We start from the raw sequence: 20,166 nt of genomic DNA on the forward strand, positions 1-20,166 counted from the left end.
GGGCGGGCCTGCGACGGCCGCACCGGCTGCTCGCAGGGTCAGAAGACCAGATCGTCGGGCTGGTCGCGGAAGCTCGTGGGCGCGGTGCGGGTCGCCTCCGGATAGACGAAGGCCTCCGAGGGAACACCCCGTGTGCTCTGCACGAGCACGATGTCCGAGCTCAGGCCGTCCGTCTCCACCTTCCGCCAGGAGACCGCCGGATCCGTCATCCGGGTCTGCACCGTCCGGGCGGAGAGCTCGAGCACCTCCTCGACCACCGAGGCGCCGCGTGCATCCCACAGCTCGCTGCGGAGGACGGAGACGGACTCCGGAGTCTGCTCCGGTCCATCGCGCCTCACCTGGAGGTCGAGGAGCGGCTCGTCGGCGAGGATCTTCGTGCAGGCCTTCCAGATCATCCGGCCGCGGTCGGTGCGCACGCCGTGCTCCGCCGTCCCCGAAGCCCACCGGAAGAGCTCGCTCCCGGCGTCGGCCCGTGCGCTGAGCAGCTGGTTCAGGGGGGAGCCCCCCGTCCCCCGCAGGCGCACCTTCTGCTCCGGGGTCAGGTCGTCGCCGAGCGACCTCGCGAAGTCCTCGAAGGCCTCCCCGAGCCATCCCACGGTGAAGGTCCGTGCCCTGAGCTGTGCGGCCGCGTCGTCGAGCATCGCGGGCTCGGCCCCGGCCGTCGGCATCTGCAGGGCGACGGGGAGCGTCGCGCCGACGGCAGCCTCCTCCGCCTCGTCGGCCTCCCGCCCCAGCGGCTCCGCGAGGAAGCTGGTGAGCAGCAGCGCCCAGCGGTCGAACTGCGAGTACGCGTCGCCCAGCGCATCGAGGTCCTCGGCCGCCAGACGGAGACGCTCGAGGAGCACGGGCACCGCGGCGTCCCTCTGCTCCTGGAGATGGAGCAGTCGGAAGACCTCCCGCTGCAGCGCGACGAAGACGCCGAAGGAGACCAGCAGCCAGACGACCGCAGCAGAGCCCATCCCGATGGCGGTCGTCCGGCCGGAGATCACCTCCTGCCAGCCCAGGATGCCGAGCACGGCGAGGACGACGACGAGTCCGGCCAGAAGGAGGCGGAGCGCCCAGGCGAGCCTGCGCTGGGTGCTCATGAGCTCTCGATCCGCCTCGGGCCGCAGCAGGCCGTCGAGCTGAGACCGGATGTCCGCGATGTCCTGACGGGTCGCGTCGAACCATCCGCCGACGATCCTGCCGATCGTCGGCACGAACCGACGCTCGTTCTCCGCGCGCCAGGCGTCGAGAGCGGCGAGATGACGTCGAGCCCCGACGGCACGGGGGTCATCCTGAGCGGCCGCCCGGTCGAGCACGCGACGAACCCGATCGATCTCGAGATGGTCCCATGCGGGGACGCTCTGAGCGGCGGAGAGCTCCCCGACCGGCTCGGAGATGGTGAAGGCACCGCCCTCCGCCAGGGGCGGCGCGACCATCGATCGCAGCGGCACGTACCCCGTCGCTCCATCGATCTCCAGCTCCGGGCAGGGCGAGCCGTCCAGGAGGGACCGTGAGCCCTGCAGGAGATCGGCCCACAGCGCGGAGAAGTCGCGTCGGACGGGCTGTCCCAGCCTGCCGCCGGCTGCCGGCTCGCCGAGGTCGACGGCGCGAGCCGCATCGCGGATGGTGCGCCAGGATGCCGTGCTGCCATCCGCACCGACGCCGCCGACGATCACCGAGACCGGCGATCCCCTCCCGAACAGCATCGTGGTGGTCCCCGCGGCGATGCCCGCCTGCGCCGAATGCAGCGTGCGCCGGAGCCACGCCTCCGGAGCGCCGATCAGGGCACGCCCCAGGAAGCTGAGGAACAGCCGGAGGACCGCCAGGATCCCCATCGTCTCCGTGCCCGGCCGAGGGACCTCAGGACCTCGTCGTCGTACGGCATGCTCATGCCTCCGCGTCCATGCCCTCGCGGTGTCCCGGATCTGGTTCTCCGGCGACGGATAGGGCGGCACGGACGACCCGCCGGCCCGTGTGGGCGCAGGCACCTGGTCGTCCATCCTCAGGACCCTGGCCCGCAGAGACGCCTCGACCTCGCCGGCGTCGATCCGTCGGATGAACGTGCGGACCATCGACACGTCCGCCGACATGTCCGCACCCTGTTCGTCGAACGGCGCACTGTCCAGGCCTTGCAGCAGACCCGCCTGCACCGCGATCCCCGCCGCCGCGGACCCCGGGATGAGCTCCGGGTGATTCCACCAGGGCACCGCCGCGAACTCCGGCTCCGCGGTGCATTCGGGGGAGAGCATGACGTCGTGCCAGCCCACCCGGCCCAGCTGCGCCGGGATCGGTTCCGCGCTCCAGGGGACGATCACGCGCACCGTGCTCCGTCGGGCCCCGCTGGGCACATCGAGGTGCTGGTAGAAGCCCTCCGCTGCGGCATCGAGGGCATCCTGGTCCGGGTGCCCGACGGGAACGACCACGACGATGCGGAGGATCTCGAGCGCCCGCACGTTCACCGTCCGGGCGAAGGTGGTCGCGCTCGCGCTCCCCCACACCACGCTCAGACCGCGCGGGTCCTCGCGGTCCGGTGCCGACTCCGGTCGAGGCGGGGCCTCGATCCACGTGAAGCTGTCGAGGGCGCCGGCCGCGGAGAGATCGACGAGCGCGTCGAGGAGCGGCCGCTGGCTGGGCGGCGCGACGAGGACGGTTCGCTGCTGCATGCGGGTGCTCCTCAGAGGCTCAGAAGACGAAGGAGTCGTCGATGGCGAGGGGATCATCGCCTCCCGCTGGAGCGACCCGCTCGAGCACCTCGCTCAGGGCGAGCAGCTCGCTGCGCATCTCGTCCGCGAGATCGATGGTGAGCGGGGTCGTCGCGACCTGTCCGCGATCGCGGAAGTTCGCGAAGACCTGCGGATGCTCGCGCTTGCCCGGCCCGGGGAGGAATCTCTGGTCGAGGACATCGGCGACCCTGCTGCAGTAGTCCAGCAGGAGCGCCCTGCGCGCCTCCGGATCGTCGGCGCCGGAGAGGTCGACCACGGGATGCAGGCCCGGCGCGATCCCGCCTGCGCCCAGCAGGAGAGCGAGCACCCTGGCGTCCTCGCGGTCCCCGTCCAGGCTGACCGAGGGGCCGAGCTGCGTGGAGTCGGCCCAGCGGCGAAGCACCGTCCACGGCCGGAACGCCTCCAGCCCCCTGTCACCGGCCTCGAGATAGGCCAGCAGCGCGGACTCGAGCACCGCGGGCAGCCACGCGGTGCTCACGATCATCCGTGAGGGCGGGGTGAGCATCGGCGCGGGGAACGCGATCCAGCTGCCCGTCTCTCGGTCCCAGATCCGCACCGGGGCGCGGTCCCCGCCGTCGGACGGGATCTCGAGGCCACCCGCGAGCTGCGCGACCCACCATCCGCGGATGAGGGTGCGCCTCTCGACGTCGGAGAAGGGGAGGCCTCCGGCCAGAGGACGGGCCCGGCGCCAGTGCCAGAAGTCCCGTCGGCCGGCATCGGTGCGGCTCTTCCAGTCCTCCGCGACGTCGCGGAGCAGACCGTACGCGACCGGGAAGGTCATCGGGTAGTAGCCGAAGACGTCAACCTTCGCGACGGGCAGCGAGCCGAGCGCCTGGTCGATGGCAGGAAGGACGGAGTCACTGCTGATCTGCGCGTTCCTCCCGATGGTGTCCTTGAACGCGTCGACCAGGCCGTCGAGGCTCGCGAAGGGCAGCGCGGAGAACTCGTAGCCCAGCTGCAGCGGGCCGGTGCCCAGCTCCTGCTGGATCGCACCGCTGATGGTCGTCAGCGGCTGCGCCATGGTGAGCGTACGGCCCAGAGCGGTCAGCAGCTGCTGCTGACGCTGATCGCGCTCATGCTCGCCGATCTGAGGATCCGTGATGTACGAGCGCAGCGACTCCGCGGCGAAGACCTCGAAGGACTCTCCGCGCCTCTGGACGAACGCCCGGGCGCGGCGCAGCAGGTCCTCGCTGCGCGCCCGCAGCGCATACTGGCCGCTCGCGGGCGCGGAGCCGCCCTGGATCCCCTTGGGGACCCAGGTGCGCGTCGTCACCAGGAGATCCGAGGGCGCAGGATCACCCGCACCCCGGTTCCATTCACCGAGGACCACATCCCGACGAGCCCAGGCGTAGGCCTGGGCCGCATCCCCCGGACTCTGCTGCGGATCCTCGGCGCGCTCCACGGCGACGGCGTCGAGGATGTCGACGTCGAAGCGCGGGACATACTCCTCGGTGCCCATGAGGACGACCTCGTTGTGAGCGTTCGCGAAGCGATCCGGGACGGAGGCCGTGACCGGCTGGCCCGGATCGGGGTCCGCGGGCCAGGCCTTGACGTAGGGGCTGGCGAGATGGGCGACTCCCTGCGCGCTGGGCGTGCGCTCGGACTCGGCGACCAGGCCCCGACGGACATCGTCGAAGGTCCGCTGCAGCGGCTGTGCGACCGAGACCCGCAGGTCCTCGAGCAGTGCCGCGACCTTCTGCGCAGAGGCCGAGGCGAGCCAGCCGAAGGCGGAGTCGCGCAGCGCATGGAAGAGGTCGTCCTCGAGCTGCCCGGCCGCGGACTGCCCGACCATCGCCTTGCGCTGACCCAGGTAGGGGGCGAGGAACGACGAGGAGACCTGCAGGGCTCTGGCCTGCCGAAGCCCCCCGAGCTCGTGCAGGCGCGGGATGAGCTGGGCGATCACCCCTCCGGGTCCGGCCAGCTGATCGAGCAGATATCCGGCGTAGACGATGCCGTGGTCCGCGATCGCCGCCCTCAGGGTGTCGAGCAGCCGATCATGCAGGCGCCTCGCGAAGTCTCCGGCCAGCCGGTTCGACGCACCCTCGAGGGCCGACTGCACCGCCCCCTCCTCAGTCCGGGTCCAGGGGTCGATGCTGGTGGCCCACTGCTCGAGCGGCATGTTGGGATCGATCGACGGCCGACGGCGCATCGCATCGGAGACGATGTCCCCGGCGGAGCGGCTGAGCGCCTCCTGCGACAGCCCCGCCGCGGAGAGGAACCACTCCTGCGCGGTGCTGTCCACAGCGGACCCGCCCGCCATCGTGAGGGCGCCGCTCCCCCCGGGAAGCCCCACCCGGGAGAGCTCCTGCGCTCTGCGGTACTGCCACAGCTCGGCGAGCTGCTGCTGGTCGCCGTGGGTGCTCCCCTCCTGACGGAAGCCGCTGAGCAGATGCCCGACGGCGGAGCGGGCGATGCGCTCCGCCGCATACTCGAGGTATCGGTCGCGCCCCATGGAGAGCGAGGCGTACCCGAAGGACGACCAGATCGCGTCATCCGCCTTCGCACCCCAGGCCACCGTCTCGGTCCCCAGTCCTCCGCCGCCCACGTTGGCCACGAGGTAGCTGATGATCTGTTCGAAGCGGGGCGACAGCAGCAGCCGGCCGAGCCCTCGGCCCATCCCGCGGTACACGCCGTCCGGCGATCCGTCACCGAAGACCATGCTGTCGACGCCGGTGCGCCGGCCGATGGGGAACACCCGGCGGAACGGCCGGGCAGCGGCTCCGGTGACGCCCAGCCGATCATAGAGCTCGGCGTCCTCGCGCCCGGCCGCGCCGCCGTCCGCGGTGGCCTGCGCGGCGAAGATCTCCCCGAGCATCGCGAGGGTGTTCCCGGTCATGCCGAGGCGGTCCTGACGCGGCAGCTCGCCGAAGACGTCGGCGGTATAGAGGAACAGGGAGGTCAGATCACGATCGACCTCCGACATCGCGCTCACGATGCGGCACACGTCCAGGGTCATGGAGGCGCCGGACCCTCCCGCCATGGAGGAGACCACCAGCGTGACCGCACCGGTCGCCGGGTCCGGGACCCCGCCCATGCCCGGGACTGCCGCAGCGGTCCGACGCGCCTGCTCCCGGGATCGCTCGCTGTTCATCGCATCGATCGCTCGCCGGATGCCGGGACCGATCTGCGATGCTTTCGACAGGGTGAGCATCCTCCCGATGGCGCGCGACTGGCCCGCACCGACCGAGATCGGGAAGGTGACATCGGACGGATCCCGCGGCATCCAGCTCGCCGTCGCCCGCAGGCCCTCCGTGCCGTTCGCCTGGAGCTTCCGGGTGACGGCGGCGTCCACCGGAGCGTAGCTCCCGGTGTCGCCGCACGAGACGTACGTGCCGCCCAGCTCACCCACCGACGGCAGATGTGCGCCGTGCTCCTCCTGGATCGGAGTGTCCACGTTCACGAACTGCCAGCATCCGGGGATCTCCTCGATCCCGTGGACAGCGAGATCGGCTCTGAGCTGATCCATCATGTAGGACAGCGTCTTGGCCCCGGAGCCTCCGCATCCGATGACGAGAACCTTGCGCATCAGGTGTTCCTTCCGTCGGCCTGCGGCCGGTCGTGGTGGTCTGGCGAGCAGCCGGTGCTCATGAGCTCCCCCAGGGCGAGCCGGGCCCGCTGCGGTCCGAGGTCGAGGAGCCCCAGCCGGCAGGTCCGTCGGACGACGACGGTCCCGGCGCGGGAGCGGAGCTCCCCCATCCGTCTGCCGCTGATCCGGAACCGGAGCCGGAGCCGGCGACAGAACCTGGATCCGGACGGCCGTGCGACGCATCGGCGGACGGGGAGGCCCAGGACGATCCGGCTCCGCCGTCCGATGCGGGGCCGGATGCTCCGCCCCCGGCCACGCCGATCGAGCGGAGCCGATCGCTCAGTCGGAGGCGGGCGTCCTCGAGGACTGCGTCCAGGGTCGCCTGGTCCTCGGCACCGAGGAGGACGATCACGGTCGCCGCGCGGGGATCCTGGGGGTCCGGGACCGCGATCCAGTTCCCCCGCACGCCCAGAGGGAGCCGTGCGCGCCCTCGGCGGGAGCCCGGTGTCGCGCCGGAGACCGAGCGCTCATCGCCGACGAGCTCCACCCAGGGTGCCTCCGTGGGCAGCGGCGAGACCCTCGTCCGCAGGGTCCAGCCTGCGGCCGTGACGGATCGTCGGGGCGCGGGCAGCGACGTCAGGGTCAGGTCGCTGCGCGCAAGATCGATGTCGGTGCGCCCTCCGGTCTCGGGCAGCACGACGCGGGTGCTTCCCGTGACGAGCGTCCCGCGGGGGATACGAGCCGTCAGCCAGGTGACCAGGTAGAGCGCGGCGAGGGGCAGCCCGATGCCCACCGCGAGCGCGATGACGAAGGCGGTGCCTGCGGTGGCCGCATCCAGCGGGCGTCGCATGTCCGCCTCGAAGGGCACGGTCACGGCCTGGGCCGCGTCGGGATCATCAGCAGGAGCGATCATCACGGTGACGGTGCCCTGGAGCGCCCCGTTCGCGCGGTCCTCCGCGGACAGGTCGAGGGTGAGCTCGCCCGTCTCGCCGTCGTCGAGGACGACGCAGTCGTCATCACGGTCGGACGCGCTGCCGATCGTGATCGTCCCCGCCTCGGCCGGGGCGCCGACGATGCTGGTCCCCTCCGGATCGAGCCAGACGCAACCGGGGCCGGTGAGCGAGAGGGAGGCGCTCACGGCCGTCTCCTCCTCGAGGACGCCGAAATCGAGCCGGGACGCGACGGTCGGGAAGTCCTGGGGAGGCAGGACTGCCACCGTGGTGCGAGCCAGGGCCGGCTGCAGCGCTGTCCCCTCCCCGGTCTGCTGACCGTCGACCTCGGGCGGGGCCGTGGTGATCTGGAGCGAAGCGGTGATGCGACCCTCTCCGAGCGCCGCCTCACCGGGCACCAGGATCGTGACCGGAGCGGACAGCTCCTCGTCATCCGCGGTCGAGAACAGCTCGTGGGTCTCCCCCGATGCATCCGTCAGGGCGACCTGCGCGGTCAGCGTGCCGCTCAGCTCTGCCGGATCCACGGTGGACCCGTCCGTGCGATCGAGGAGGACCAGCTGCGCATCCTCGATGGAGGCGCCCTGCCTCAGCTCGATGCCGTCGAGGCCCTGCCAGGAGAGCACGAGCGGCGAGGTGAGGTGGATGTTCACATCGACCTGCTCGCCCGAGGACTGGCCGGAGGGATCCACGAACCCGACCGTCCAGGTCCCGTCCCAGGTGGGCACGTCCTGAGCGCTCATCTCGATCTCGACGGTGCGCGAGGTGAGCCAGGTGACCCGCATGCCGTCCTCCTCGGACGTCTCCCCGACGGCTCCGGCGGGGAAGCGGGTCCCGGCCTCGTCACCGGGGGCTCTGACGTACGCCTCGAACCCTTCGGAGTCGGCCGTGGCGAGGATCCGGACCGATCCCAGAGCGCGATCGAGGACGAAGGAGACCTCCCCGGCGCTGCACTCCTGCTCCTGGCAGATGTCCACGGCGGTGGAGGACAGGGAGTCGCCCGGGGCGGAGATGGAGTCGAAGGCGAGCAGGAGGGAGTCGAGATCGTCGGCCTCGAAGAAGGCGCCCTCCGGGCTCGCCACGTCACCGCACTGGGTGATCCCGCTGCGCTCCGCCGCGGCGGAGCCGCCGCCCTCGGTGACGCTGCGGAGGAAGCTGAAGTCAGCATCCGAGGAGGTCAGACCGATCCCGACGAGGGTGATGCCGGAGCTGCGGAGCTGATCGGCGACTCCGGCGGGCCGGCAGATGTCATCCTTGCCGGCGGTGACGGCGGCCTCCGCCCCTTCCTCGTCGCTCAGGCTGATGCCGGGCGCGTACGGCTTGGTGTCGCCGAGCTCGGATCGGCTCGTGCGCGACGCACGAGGATCGATGTCGTACTCGCCGTCGCTGAACCAGAAGACGGCGGAGCAGGTCGCACCGTGATCGGCGAGATCCTGCCGTGCGGACTCCAGCGCCATCCAGTAGTCGGTGTCGTGGCTTCGCAGATCCCCGCCGATCGTCTCGATCTGCGATGCCAGGGAGGCCGTCGCGTCCTCCGTCAGGACGGTCCAGTCGCCGGGCGTCTCGTAGTCCGCCGCGAATCCTGCGACGCGCACCTCGAGCTCGTATCCCGACCCGGAGGAGAACTCCGCGAGACGCTCGACCAGGAACTCCGCGGCATCGACACGGGCCAGGCGCGGATCCGTGCTCTCCAGGGAGCCCGACTGGTCCAGCAGCAGGACGATGCTTCCGGTCCCTCCTCCGGCCAGGCACGCTCCGAAGTCGGACAGGAGAGCTGACGACCCTTCGTCCCCTGGCTCCGCCGCGGCCCGCGGCGCACCGCCCCACAGCACGCCCATCACCAGCACGAACGCCCCGAGGAGGAGCGCAACGGCTCGCGTCGCGCGGCCTCCGCCGCACCGGATCGCGCTCATCCCATCCTCCCGAGGGCCAGGGCGATCCGGATCGCGGTCGCGACGACGGCGATCAGGCTCAGGCCGACGGCCGCCCGATGGAGCCGAGGGGCCAGCGGCTGGCGCATGTACAGCGCCTCCGTCTGCCGCAGCGCGTCCCGCTGGACGAAGAGCACTGCCGCACCGAACCCGATGAGCCCCGCGATGGCCCAGGCGACCACGTGCAGCACGAGCCCGCCGGGCAGAGCAGCGAGCACGAGCGCGAGCGCTGCCGCGCCGAAGGAGACCCATAGATACGGATAGGGCGGCCCCACCGGCGTGCGGGAGGCAGGTGCGCCTCCCGGCGAGCTCCAGGACCCAGGAGCACCGCCCCAGCCGACGACCGGGGTGCTGGATGCCCGCACGGGATCCGCTGCCCCTGCGCCCCAGCTCGTGGCGTGCTCACCGCCCGTCGGCCTGACCTGACCGGAAGCAGCCCCACGGGGGTCCTGCCCGCTCGCCCCGCCCGGCCGCGCGGCATGACGATTGCTCCCCCATGGATCCGGAGCCGATCCCTTGCTCATGCCCCACCTCTCTCGCCATCAGAACCGGCCGCCGGCGCGCCCTGCGGAGAATCCTCTCCTGAGCCTCCGACATTCTGCGCCTCGTCCAGGATCTCCAGCACCTTCTCCTCGCCCGGGAGCACCACACCCATTCTCTCCGCTGCGTCGTACATCTCGGACACGCGGTCGGGATCCAGCTGTCCCGCATAGGTGCGGGCGTCCTTCAGGAGACCGGCTTCGAAGGCGCGTCCCCCGCTCTGGAGCCCGATCCACAGCGATCCGATCGGCAGCAGCAGGGAGACCGCCACGAGGATCAGAGCAGAAGTCCGGCGTGCTCGAGCGGCCCCGGCGATCGCGAGGACGACGGCGGCGAGCGCGATGAGCAGGAGTCCCGCGAGAGCCGCGACGGCGGGCGCCGAGAGCGCCTCGTCCCCCTCGAGCAGCCAGCCGACGACGTCGATCGAGGCGATGAGCCGGTTCAGGGCGATGCCGCTGCCGATCCCTCCGAGCAGGATGGCGGTCGCCGTCGCGATCAGCAGCACCCTGTCCGCCCGACGGCGCGGGCCGGCGGACCGCCGTGCCGTCGCAGCAGCGGAAGCGGTGAAGGCGCTCCAGTCCGTCGTCTCCGAGGCCGGAGCCCTCCCGCTCGCGGAGCCCCAGGAGCTCGGTGCCGGTGACTGCCGAGCGGACCCGGGATCGTCGTCGGCCGCTCTTCCCCATCCGCCGCTGTCATCGCGGTGACGGGCGCGCAGCGCTGCGCTGAGGGAGCTCGTCGAGGCGTCGCGGCGACGCTGCGGAGATCGGGGACTCATCCGAGAGCCCCCATCAGCCAGCTGCATCCGCTCATGAGGACGAGCACGCCGACTCCGATGGCCACGCATCCGCAGCACCAGCTGCCCGGGGACCTCTCCGACGTCGTCCCCGCGGAGGCGGCCGACGAGTACGTCGGAGGAGTCTGGACCGACACCTCGCGGGCAGGCCTCTGCGAGCGCTCGACGGCCTCGGCGGCTCGCCTCCGCGCCTCCGCCTCTGCGGCGGCGCGACGGCGATCGGCGGCCTCCTCCGCGGCACGCTCCCGCGCCTCCCGACGCTCCACCGCCTGCCGGATCGCCGGACGCTGGGTGAAGATCCATTCCTTCAGCGCGGCCGGGCAGTTCGGATGCTCGACGATCCTCGCGTGCAGCTCCGGGAACTCGTCCGCGAGCTGCTCGAGGCGTTCGGCCGGCAGGTCCGGATCATCGAACTCCCCGTCCGCCAGCCGATCCACCATCGTCGTCCCGATCCTTCCCCCACCGCGTACCGGCCATGCCAGGCCCCCCGATCGGAACGAGGAACCCCCGCCCCACCAGGCAGGGTCCTCGACACGGAGGGCTTCGGTGCCGCACCGGGCGAGCACCCTTCCTGAAGATTAGGTGAGAGAGGGCGGCAGTGCACGCCGGAGACCGATTTCCGAGACGCCGGCTCCCGCCCTCCGCTCCCCTCACGGCCGGGGCGGCGGCACGAAGGTCTTGGGCTTGACCAGCACGACGGGCGCGGAGGACTCCATGACCACGCGCTGCGAGGTCGAGCCGAGCAGGATCTTCCCGATCGGGGTGCGCCTGCGGATCCCGAGGATGACGAGGTCGATGTCCTCGGCATCGATGACGTCGAGGATGTCGTCGGCGGGGTCGTCGCGCCGCGGGACGGTGCGCAGCTCGAAGGGGACGCCGGTCTCCTTGAGGCGCACCGGGAGGGGACGCATATCGGTGATGCCGCGCGCCTTGCGCGGATCCTGGCCTCCCTCGGAGGCGAGCACCACGAGGGTGGCGCCGCGCCGATGCGCCTCCTCGACGGCGAACTCGAGCGCGGCCTCGCTGGTGGCGCTGGGGACGTAGGCCAGCAGGATGGTGGACATGGCTCTCCCGGGTCGTCGAGGGGCGGATCAGCGGTCGTAGTCGCGGAAGCGGGTGCGGCGGGCCCGGATCGCGCCGTTGTACAGGTACGTGGCGACGAAGAGGACCAGTCCGATGCCGAGCAGCGCGCCGGCGATGACGTAGTTGCGGGTGTCCTGCGCCCACGGGCCGACGAGGAAGAAGGTGGTGAAGGCGCCGATGAACGGCAGGACGGTGGGGGTGATGTAGTGGTCGGCGTCCACCCGGTCCTTGCGGAGCACGAGGACGGCGATGTTGACGAGCCCGAAGACGGCGAGCAGGAGCAGCGCGGTGGTGCCGCCGAGGGCGCTGATGGTCTCCTCGTCGAGGACGAGCCGCACCACGAGGATGAGTCCGACGGCGAGCGCGGTCGAGAAGGCGATGCCCGACCAGGGGCTCTGCCGACCGGGCAGCACGTACTTCAGGAAGCCGGGCAGGACGCCCTGGCGGGACATGCCGTACAGCAGCCGCGAGGCCATCATCATGTTGATCAGCACGGTGTTGGCGACGGCGAAGATCGAGATGAAGGGGAAGATCTCGGCGATCGGCAGATCGGGCGCCCCGTGCTCGACGACGAAGAGCAGCGGGGTCGAGGCTGTCGTCAGCTCGCCGATCGGCACGACGGCCACCGCCGTGATCGAGACCAGGATGTAGACGACGCCGGTGATGGACAGACCGGTGATCAGGACCCGCGGGAAGTTCCTGACGGGGTCCACGACCTCCTCGGCCATGTTCACGGAGTCCTCGAAGCCGACCATCGAGAAGAACGCGAGGGCGGTCGCGCCGACGACGGCCATGAGAATCCCCTTGTCCTCCGGGGTCTCGAAGAGGATCACGCGGGAGAAGTCCGCCTGCCCCTTGGCGATGGCCCAGAAGCCGACCAGGATCACGAGCGCGAGCCCGGACAGCTCGATGAGGGTGAGGACCACGTTGGCCTTCACCGACTCGCTGACGCCGTAGAGGTTGATGCAGCCGACCAGCAGCACGAAGCAGATGGCGATGACGGTGGCGAGGGTGCCGGCCGCGTCCTCGCCGAGACGATCGGTGAGCCCGAAGGCGACCAGCACGTTCTCGGCGAGGAACACCGAGGACGTGGACGCGGAGGTGATGCCCGAGGACAGCACCGCGAAGGTGACCATGAAGGTCAGGAAGTGCAGCCCGAAGGCCTTGTGGATGTAGTGGCCGGCCCCACCCGCCCTGGGGTACTTGGTGACCATCTCCAGGTACGACAGGGCGGTGACCATGGCGACCGCGAAGGCCAGGATGATCGGCAGCCAGCCGGCACCTCCGACCTGCGAGGCGACCCTGCCGGTCAGCGCGTAGACGCCGGTGCCGAGGATGTCGCCGACGATGAACAGCAGAAGCAGCTTGGGGGTGATGGCCTGCTTGAGCTCGCTCTGGCCGGGGTCGTCGGCCTCGGCCGGCCCCGAGGTGCCGACGGAGCCGGGTCCGTTCCCGCTCGGTGCGCTCATGGGAGTCCTCCCGGATCGGGGGTCAGGTGCGGGGGACTCTACCGCACCGTGACGCACATCACAGCTCGCCTCCCGTTCACAGCCCGTCCGTCGTGCGCTGCTCCTCCCCCGCGCGCCGCGCATCCCTCTCGCGCCGCTCCTCCCTCGTGCGTCGCGGCATGCGCTGCGTCTGGACCCAGAGCCGCGAGGCATCCGACGAGATCGCCATGACCCCGAGGGCCGACGCCCCCGCGGTCACCAGCAGCGAGTGCGCGGCATCCCCTGTCGACGCCGTCGCGATCGCGAGTCGGGCGACGGCGTCGACGGTGAACATGCTCATGAGAGCGATGCGCGACCAGCGGCGTCGGCGCAGCACCCCCGTCTGCAGCACCACCAGCGAGAGGGCGAAGGCGGTGGCGTACCAGAGCGAGTTGCTGGAGGGGAACAGGAGGTTCGCGTCCTCGGCGAGGGCCTGCAGGTCCAGACCCAGGCCCCGGCCGATCCACTGGACGATCACGAGCAGGGTCTGGAGCGTCACCAGGAGGCCGGTGAACAGCACCGTCGGCGGCGGGAGGTGGTGGTCGGCGGCGCTCACGACGGCCTCGTGGAAGTCCTCGACGGCGCCCTGCCACTGCGAGGCCAGGCTCCCCTCGGCCGCTCCGGCCGCCCCCTCGCCGCCGGCGGAGCCCGCCGCGCGCATCCGGTCGAGGGTGCGGGCCCGCGCAGCGGCGATCGCCGACTGCGTGGCCGCGTGCGCACGGGGCCTCATGACCGTCGTCCCCGTCGGCCGATGCCGCGGGAGCATGACGGCGCTGGAGCCGTCGGACCGGGCCGCGCAGCCGGCGACGTCGATCACGGGCAGGTTCCCGTCGGTGCTGAAGCGGTCGCCCTGCCCGTTGCGGGACTGGTAGGCGGTGGAGAACTCCTCGATCACCTCGACCTCGACGTCCGGGTCGGCGAAGCGCACGGTGTCGATGATGTAGTCGCGCTCGACGTCGATGTTCTCGTCGATCCGGTGCGTGATCTGCAGGGTGAAGAAGGAGAAGCCGACGGCACGGTCGTAGGTGCCGGCCGCCAGCCAGTCGGCCCGGTACCCACCGGGCAGCACGAAGTCCGCGGGCATCCGCCAGAAGCGCACGTGATGGCGCTTGGCCGTGGTGCCGCCGACCTCCTGCTGGTAGGTGAAGTCGTGCCGTCGGCCCAGGAGATACAGATCGGACACGGGTGCGGCGGGATAGGAGCGGCGCAGCAGGGTCGAGCGGACCATGTCGAGCGCGGAGCCGACGGTGCGCTCCTCGGCGAGCACCCAGCCGGCCCGCCGCATCGCCACGTGCAGATCGACCTCGTCGCCGTCGAAGGCGAGATTGATCGGATCGGAGAGCACGCCCTCGGCGGTGCGGGTGCGGCCGAAGAAGTAGTCGGGCAGGTAGATCCAGGTCATCAGCTGGTGCAGGCGCGGCAGCGCGATGTAGGTCAGCAGGATCCAGAAGCCCACCAGGTACAGCAGCCGCACCGGGGTGAGGGAGAAGCCCTCCACCAGGTAGAGCAGCGCCAGCCAGATCGACACCACCACGCCCGCGACGATGAACAGCGTGTCCAGCAGGCCGTACAGCTCGAGGCGCCGACCGGGACCCGAGTGCCCGCGCCCATGGTCGTAGACCGGCGGCTGCTCGGGGATGGGCCGACGCAGAGGGGACAGGCGCGAGGACCGCGCCGGCGTCACCGCTCGCTCTCCGGGGTCTGCGCAGTCATGGGGACATCGTAGGCGGGAGCACCTTGGCGTCCGACGGCGGACCGGACGTCCGACGGCAGGCAGGACGGCTGACGGCGGGCCGGACGGCCGAGGGGCGGGCCGGACGGTCGTCGGCTGGCCGGACGGCCGAGGGGCGGGGCGATCTGCGGGAGTTCGGGGCTAGGCTGGTTGCGGCACGCATCGCCCCGCCGCCGCCGCCGCAGCGTCGCGGCCGCCGCCCGACCCTCCGTCCCCGCCGAGGAAGGCTCCGCCATGACCACCGACGCCACCGTCCCCTCCGTCCGCCTGTCCGACGGCCATGAGATCCCGCAGCTCGGCTACGGCGTCTTCAAGGTCGATCCCGGCATCGCCGCCGACGTCACCGGCCAGGCCCTCCGCGCCGGATACCGTCACGTCGACACCGCCAAGGCGTACGGGAACGAGGAGGGCGTCGGACGCGCGATCGCCGAGTCCGGCCTCCCTCGTGAGCAGATCTTCGTGACCACGAAGCTGTACAACGACGATCACGACCACGACAGGGCCCTCGCCGCCTTCGACGCCTCCCTCGAGAGGCTCGGCACCGGGTACATCGATCTGTACCTCGTGCACTGGGCGGTGCCCTCGCAGGGGAAGTACGTCGAGGCGTGGAGGACCCTCGTCGAGCTGCAGCAGACCGGACGGGTCCGCTCGATCGGCGTCTCGAACCACCCTCGCCCGCAGCTGGAGGAGATCATCGAGGCGACCGGCGTCGCCCCCGCGATCCACCAGATCGAGCTGCACCCCTACTTCCAGCAGCACGACCTGCGCGCCCTCCACGCCGAGCACGGGATCGTCACGGAGGCGTGGGGCCCGCTGGGTCAGGGCAAGCAGGGTCTCCTCGAGGACGGGACGCTCGTGCGGATCGCCCGGGAGCACGGCGCGAGCCCGGCGCAGGTGATCCTCGCCTGGCATCTGGCCGAGGGCATCGTGACGCTGCCGAAGTCGGTCACGCCCTCCCGGATCGTCGAGAACATCGAGGCCGCGCAGCTGGAGCTGTCGGACGCCGACATCGCGGCGATCCGCGCTCTGGACCGCCCCGACGGCCGCGGCGGAGCGGACCCGGCGACCAAGACCTCCTGAGCGCCCGTCCCGCGGGACCGCTCTGCGGGACGGCGCCGCTCTGCAGGACGGGACCGCTCAGTAGTACACGGCGAGCGGCCCGTCCGGTCCCTCGATGACCTGCACCGGGGTGTTGAACACGCGGGAGAGGATGTCTCCGTCCATGATCTCGGCGACGGGACCGTGCTCGACGACGCCGCCGTCCTTCATGGCGATGATGCGGTCGGCGTAGCGGGCGGCGAAGTTGATGTCGTGCAGGACGACGACGATCGTGCGGCCGAGCTCCCGCGCGGCGTCCCGCAGCCGGCGCATCATGTGGACGCTGTGCTGCATGTCGAGGTTGTTCAGGGGCTCGTCGAGGAGCACGTACTCGGTGTCCTGGGCGAGGACCATGGCGACGTAGGCCCGCTGGCGCTGGCCGCCGGAGAGCTGGTCGAGGTACCGGCCCTCGAGCTCGTGCAGGTGCAGGAAGTCGATGGCCTCGCTGATCTTCTCCTCGTCGTGGGCGGTCAGCCGGCCCCGCGAGTACGGGAACCGTCCGAAGCCGACCAGCTGGCGCACGGTCAGGCGGGTGATGAAGTGGTTCTCCTGGCGGAGCACGGAGATGATCTTCGCGAGGTCCTTCGACGCGGTCGAGGAGACGTCGTACCCGGCGACCTGGATCGCTCCCTCGTCGATGCCGAGGAGGCGCCCGACCATGGTCAGCAGGGTGGACTTGCCGGCGCCGTTGGGGCCGACGAGCGCGGTGACGCCCCCGGCGGGGATCTCGAGGTGCAGGGGGCCGATCTCGACGGTCCCGTCGCTCGAGGTGTACTGCTTGCGCACGCCGTCGATGGTGATCACAGGCGACCCTTCCGCATGATGACGACGAGGAAGACGGTCCCGCCGACGAGCTCGATGATGATGGACACGACGCCCTGCGCGTAGAACACGTGCTTCATGACGAAGTACGCGCCGGCGAGGACGACGAAGGCGACGAGGAAGCCGATCGGCATCAGGCGCCGATGGTCGTTCGTCCCGGCCAGCTGATAGGTGAGGGTCGCCGCGAGGAACCCGAAGAAGGTCATGGGGCCGACCATCGCGGTGGACACCGCCATCAGCACCGACACCAGGATCAGCGTGATGATGGTCTGGCGGCGGTGGTCGACGCCGACGTTCACCGACACGTCCCGCCCCAGGGCGATCACGTCGAGGCGGCGCGCGTTCAGCCACAGCCCGGCGCCGGCGGCGAACGCCAGCGGGATCGCATAGGGCAGGTAGGCGGGGTCGGCGTTGGAGACCGAGCCGAACAGCCGGGCGGTGAGCACGTCGAACTCGCTGGGCGTGAGCAGGCGCTGCATGAACGCGGAGACGGAGCCGAGGCCGCCTCCGATGATGATGCCGACGAGCAGCATGATCTGCAGGTTCGCGTAGCGGCCGCGCAGCAGCCAGCCGTAGAGCGCGACGGACAGCGCGACCATCGCCGCGACCTGGAGCAGGAACTGGCCGGTGCCCTGCAGGGCGACGACGCCGGCGACGCCGAGGAGGTAGACGGCGGCCGTCTGGATCGCCGTGTACAGCGACTCGAAGCCCATGATCGACGGGGTGATGATGCGGTTGCTGGTGACGGTCTGGAACGCGATCGTCGCCATCACCTGGCAGAACGCGACGAGCGCCATGACCACCAGGGATGTGATGCGCAGCTTGGCGATCAGCCAGAACCCGCGCGACCCCACGGGCATCGGGTTCTCGGCGGCCAGCAGCCCGAAGCCGAAGGCGACGGCGAGCGCGGCGAGAGCGATCAGCAGGATCCAGTAGCGGCGCCGGGATCGCGCATCGGCGAAGGGCCCCGACGGGGCGCGGGGCGCGTCGGGCGCGGGCCGCTCCGCCACGCCCTCGGACAGCGCGGGAGCGGAACCCGCAGCCAGAGCAGGGGTGGTGCGCCGGCCGGCGGGGTCGGTGGCGGCGCCGGTCGCCCGGGCGGTGGTCGGGTCAGTCATGTCGACGCTGCCTCAGCAGGAGGAGGATGAAGACGACCGCGCCGAGGATGCCGAGGATCAGGGACACCGGCACCTCGAACGGCATGATGATCGTGCGCCCGATGAGGTCGCACACGGTCACGATGGCGATGCCGAGCAGGCACACCCACGGCAGGTTGGAGCGCAGGTCGTCGCCGCGGATCATCGAGACGATGTTGGGCACGATCAGCCCGAGGAACGGGAGGTTGCCGACGACCACGGTGACCACTCCCGTCGCGATCGCGACCAGGCCCGTGCCCAGGAGCACCATGCGCTGGTAGTTCACGCCCACGTTGGTGGCGATGTCCTCGCCGAGGCCCGCGACGGTGAGGCGGTCGGCCACGAGGAACACGGCGATGCCGACCAGGAGCACGATCCACAGCACCTCGTACTGCCCGCGCAGCACCGAGGTGAAGGAGCCGGCGAACCACACGCCGAGGTTCTGCAGAGCATCGAACTGGAGCGCCACGAAGGTCGACACCGAGCTGACGACGGCTCCGAGCATGATGCCGATGATCGGAACGATCAGGGAGCTGCGCAGGGTGACCCGTCGCAGGAACGCGAAGAACACCATCGTCCCGATGAAGGAGAAGACGATCGCGACGACCATGCGGGTCATCAGGGACGCCGTCGGGAACAGGACCATCACCGAGATCAGGCCCAGCCCTGCCCATTCGGTGGTGCCGGTGGTGGACGGCTCGACGAAGCGGTTCTGGGTCAGCAGCTGCATGATCAGGCCCGACATCGCCATGGCGGCGCCGGCGAGCACGAGCGCGATCGTCCGAGGGCTGCGGGTGATCGCGAACATCTCGGCGCCGTCGTCGGCCCCGAAGATGTCGTAGACCCCGGTCAGCAGGGACGCGACCAGCAGCGCGGCGACGACGAGGATGCCGACGATCAGCATCGGGTCGACGAGCTTCTCGCGCCCGCGCCGTCGGGCCGGGGCGGCGCCTGCCGCGGGCACGGCAGCCGACGACGCGGAGGATGGTGTGGAGGACATCAGGTTCACCGGGCAGGGACGTCGGACAGGACCGCGCGCGGCGGACGAGACCCTGCCGATCCCGTCCGCCGCGCGCTGCTCACCAGGAGGTCGCTCCTCAGGCCTTGCCCTCGAGGGCGTCGGCGAGGGTCTCGAAGTACTCGGTGTACGTCTGGATGGACTCGTTGGTGTAGGTGTCCGCGGGCATGTAGACGATGTTGCCCTCGGTCACGGCGGTGACGCCGGCGAGCGCCTCGGACGCCTCGAGCACCTCGGAGGCCGGCTGGTACGAGGGATCGTCGGCGCTGATGGCGGCGTCGCGGTCCATGACCAGGATCCAGTCAGGGTTGGAGTCGGCGATCGCCTCGACCGAGATGTCGTCGCCCTGGTGGTCGTCGCTCGCGCCCTCGACCTCGAGCGCCGGCACGAAGCCGAAGGCGTCGAAGGTCCAGCCGAGGGTGCGGCCCTCGCCGGGGGCGATGAAGCCGATCTCGCCGCCGGAGACGTTCACGGCCATGACCTTGTCGGAGCCGTTGTAGGCCGAGGAGACCCGCTCCATGGAGGCATCGAAGGCGCTGCCGAGCTCCTCGGCCTCGGTCTCCTTGTCGAAGATGGTGCCGAGCACCGAGATCTGGCGCTTGAGCTCGTCGGCGAAGGGCTGGTCGTCGCGCGGGTCGAGCTCGAGGACGACCGCGTCGGGGGCCAGCGAGACGAAGTCGTCGTGGTACTGGGCGAAGCGCTGGCCGTTGATGATCAGGGTGGGCTCGGCGGCGACGACGGCCTCGAGGTCGGGCTCGTTGTGGGAGCCGAGGTCGATGATCGACTCGTCGTCCTTGAGCGGGTTGGTCGAGGGCATGAGCGACCGCGAGGCGGCGGTCAGCGTGATGCCCCAGTCCGCGATGGTCTCGAAGGTGCGGTTGTCGGTCGCGACGACGGACGCCGGCGGGACGGCGACGGTCTGGGTGCCGTTGTTGTCCTCGACCTCGACGGTGCCGGATGCGGCGGAGTCGCCGGACCCGGCGTCGCTCGCACCGGAGGCCGACGACTCGTCGTCGGTTCCGCAGGCGGTCAGCAGGACACCGAAGGCTCCGGCGGCGGAGAGGGCGCCGAGATGGCGGCGGGAGATCCGGGGGGACACGGACGCAGTCATGGGGTTGGCCTCTGCTCGGGGTGACGGGGGAGAGATCCACGGTGGAGTCGTCAACTGAGACTAGCCTCGCCTGATAGTTTTCGCTATCCGCCCGTATCACTATTCGGCATCTCAGCCCGTGAGAGTTCTCGCAGCGGCAACTCCTCGACAGAGCTTGAGGCCAGGAGGATCTTCTGCTCCTATACCTCCACCGCGCTCTCAGCAGCGCCGCACACGCCGTCCCAGCATCCGGCA

At 71.0% G+C, this 20,166-nt stretch carries 14 protein-coding genes; 1 reads left to right on the forward strand and 13 read right to left on the reverse strand.

The genetic code is table 11. From position 1 onward, the window contains the following. Positions 1 to 38: 38 nt before the first annotated feature. The 9 genes from ACZ5AJ_RS13105 to ACZ5AJ_RS13145 form a co-directional block, all read right to left on the reverse strand. On the reverse strand, positions 39 to 2,648 hold the full coding sequence (locus ACZ5AJ_RS13105; protein ID WP_464135434.1) for a hypothetical protein: 2,610 nt from the start codon (positions 2,646 to 2,648) through the stop codon (positions 39 to 41). A gap of 19 nt (positions 2,649 to 2,667) precedes the next feature. After that, positions 2,668 to 6,234 (reverse strand): tubulin-like doman-containing protein, encoded by a 3,567-nt coding sequence (locus tag ACZ5AJ_RS13110; protein WP_464135436.1) that lies wholly within the window; start codon positions 6,232 to 6,234, stop codon positions 2,668 to 2,670. Between the two features lie 58 nt (positions 6,235 to 6,292). Then, complete coding sequence (locus ACZ5AJ_RS13115) at positions 6,293 to 9,094, reverse strand: vWA domain-containing protein (RefSeq protein WP_464135437.1); 2,802 nt, start codon at positions 9,092 to 9,094, stop codon at positions 6,293 to 6,295. Beyond that, positions 9,091 to 9,330 (reverse strand): hypothetical protein, encoded by a 240-nt coding sequence (locus ACZ5AJ_RS13120; RefSeq protein WP_464135439.1) that lies wholly within the window; start codon positions 9,328 to 9,330, stop codon positions 9,091 to 9,093. Before ACZ5AJ_RS13120 ends, ACZ5AJ_RS13115 begins: the two co-directional genes overlap by 4 nt. A 302-nt stretch (positions 9,331 to 9,632) precedes the next feature. Beyond that, positions 9,633 to 10,427 (reverse strand): hypothetical protein, encoded by a 795-nt coding sequence (locus ACZ5AJ_RS13125; protein WP_464135440.1) that lies wholly within the window; start codon positions 10,425 to 10,427, stop codon positions 9,633 to 9,635. After that, entirely contained in the window at positions 10,424 to 10,885 is a 462-nt protein-coding gene (locus ACZ5AJ_RS13130; protein WP_464135442.1) for a variant leucine-rich repeat-containing protein, read from the reverse strand. Before ACZ5AJ_RS13130 ends, ACZ5AJ_RS13125 begins: the two co-directional genes overlap by 4 nt. 210 nt (positions 10,886 to 11,095) lie before the next feature. Further along, complete coding sequence (locus tag ACZ5AJ_RS13135) at positions 11,096 to 11,509, reverse strand: universal stress protein (RefSeq protein ID WP_464135443.1); 414 nt, start codon at positions 11,507 to 11,509, stop codon at positions 11,096 to 11,098. A gap of 27 nt (positions 11,510 to 11,536) precedes the next feature. After that, positions 11,537 to 12,997 (reverse strand): APC family permease, encoded by a 1,461-nt coding sequence (locus ACZ5AJ_RS13140; RefSeq protein ID WP_464135445.1) that lies wholly within the window; start codon positions 12,995 to 12,997, stop codon positions 11,537 to 11,539. Positions 12,998 to 13,073: 76 nt separating this feature from the next. Next, entirely contained in the window at positions 13,074 to 14,699 is a 1,626-nt protein-coding gene (locus ACZ5AJ_RS13145) for an LssY C-terminal domain-containing protein (RefSeq protein ID WP_464135447.1), read from the reverse strand. Between the two features lie 282 nt (positions 14,700 to 14,981). On the opposite strand from ACZ5AJ_RS13145, the gene ACZ5AJ_RS13150 reads away from it, so the two are divergent. After that, entirely contained in the window at positions 14,982 to 15,827 is an 846-nt protein-coding gene (locus ACZ5AJ_RS13150; RefSeq protein ID WP_464135449.1) for an aldo/keto reductase, read from the forward strand. A gap of 57 nt (positions 15,828 to 15,884) precedes the next feature. Here ACZ5AJ_RS13150 and ACZ5AJ_RS13155 read toward each other — a convergent pair whose 3' ends face one another. From ACZ5AJ_RS13155 to ACZ5AJ_RS13170, 4 genes are all read right to left on the reverse strand, one after another. Next, the gene (locus tag ACZ5AJ_RS13155) at positions 15,885 to 16,649 is read right to left on the reverse strand and encodes an iron ABC transporter ATP-binding protein (RefSeq protein WP_464135450.1); all 765 of its coding nucleotides are present in this window, start codon (positions 16,647 to 16,649) and stop codon (positions 15,885 to 15,887) included. Next, on the reverse strand, positions 16,646 to 17,785 hold the full coding sequence (locus ACZ5AJ_RS13160; protein ID WP_464135452.1) for an iron chelate uptake ABC transporter family permease subunit: 1,140 nt from the start codon (positions 17,783 to 17,785) through the stop codon (positions 16,646 to 16,648). Before ACZ5AJ_RS13160 ends, ACZ5AJ_RS13155 begins: the two co-directional genes overlap by 4 nt. Further along, the gene (locus tag ACZ5AJ_RS13165) at positions 17,778 to 18,803 is read right to left on the reverse strand and encodes an ABC transporter permease (RefSeq protein ID WP_464135453.1); all 1,026 of its coding nucleotides are present in this window, start codon (positions 18,801 to 18,803) and stop codon (positions 17,778 to 17,780) included. The genes ACZ5AJ_RS13160 and ACZ5AJ_RS13165 overlap by 8 nt, the downstream gene beginning before the upstream one ends. Positions 18,804 to 18,900: 97 nt before the next feature. After that, positions 18,901 to 19,932 carry a siderophore ABC transporter substrate-binding protein gene (locus ACZ5AJ_RS13170; protein WP_464135454.1) on the reverse strand — a complete coding sequence of 344 codons (1,032 nt, stop codon included), beginning with the start codon at positions 19,930 to 19,932 and terminating at the stop codon, positions 18,901 to 18,903. Positions 19,933 to 20,166: the final 234 nt, after the last annotated feature.

It is taken from the genome of Brachybacterium zhongshanense (assembly GCF_055385755.1).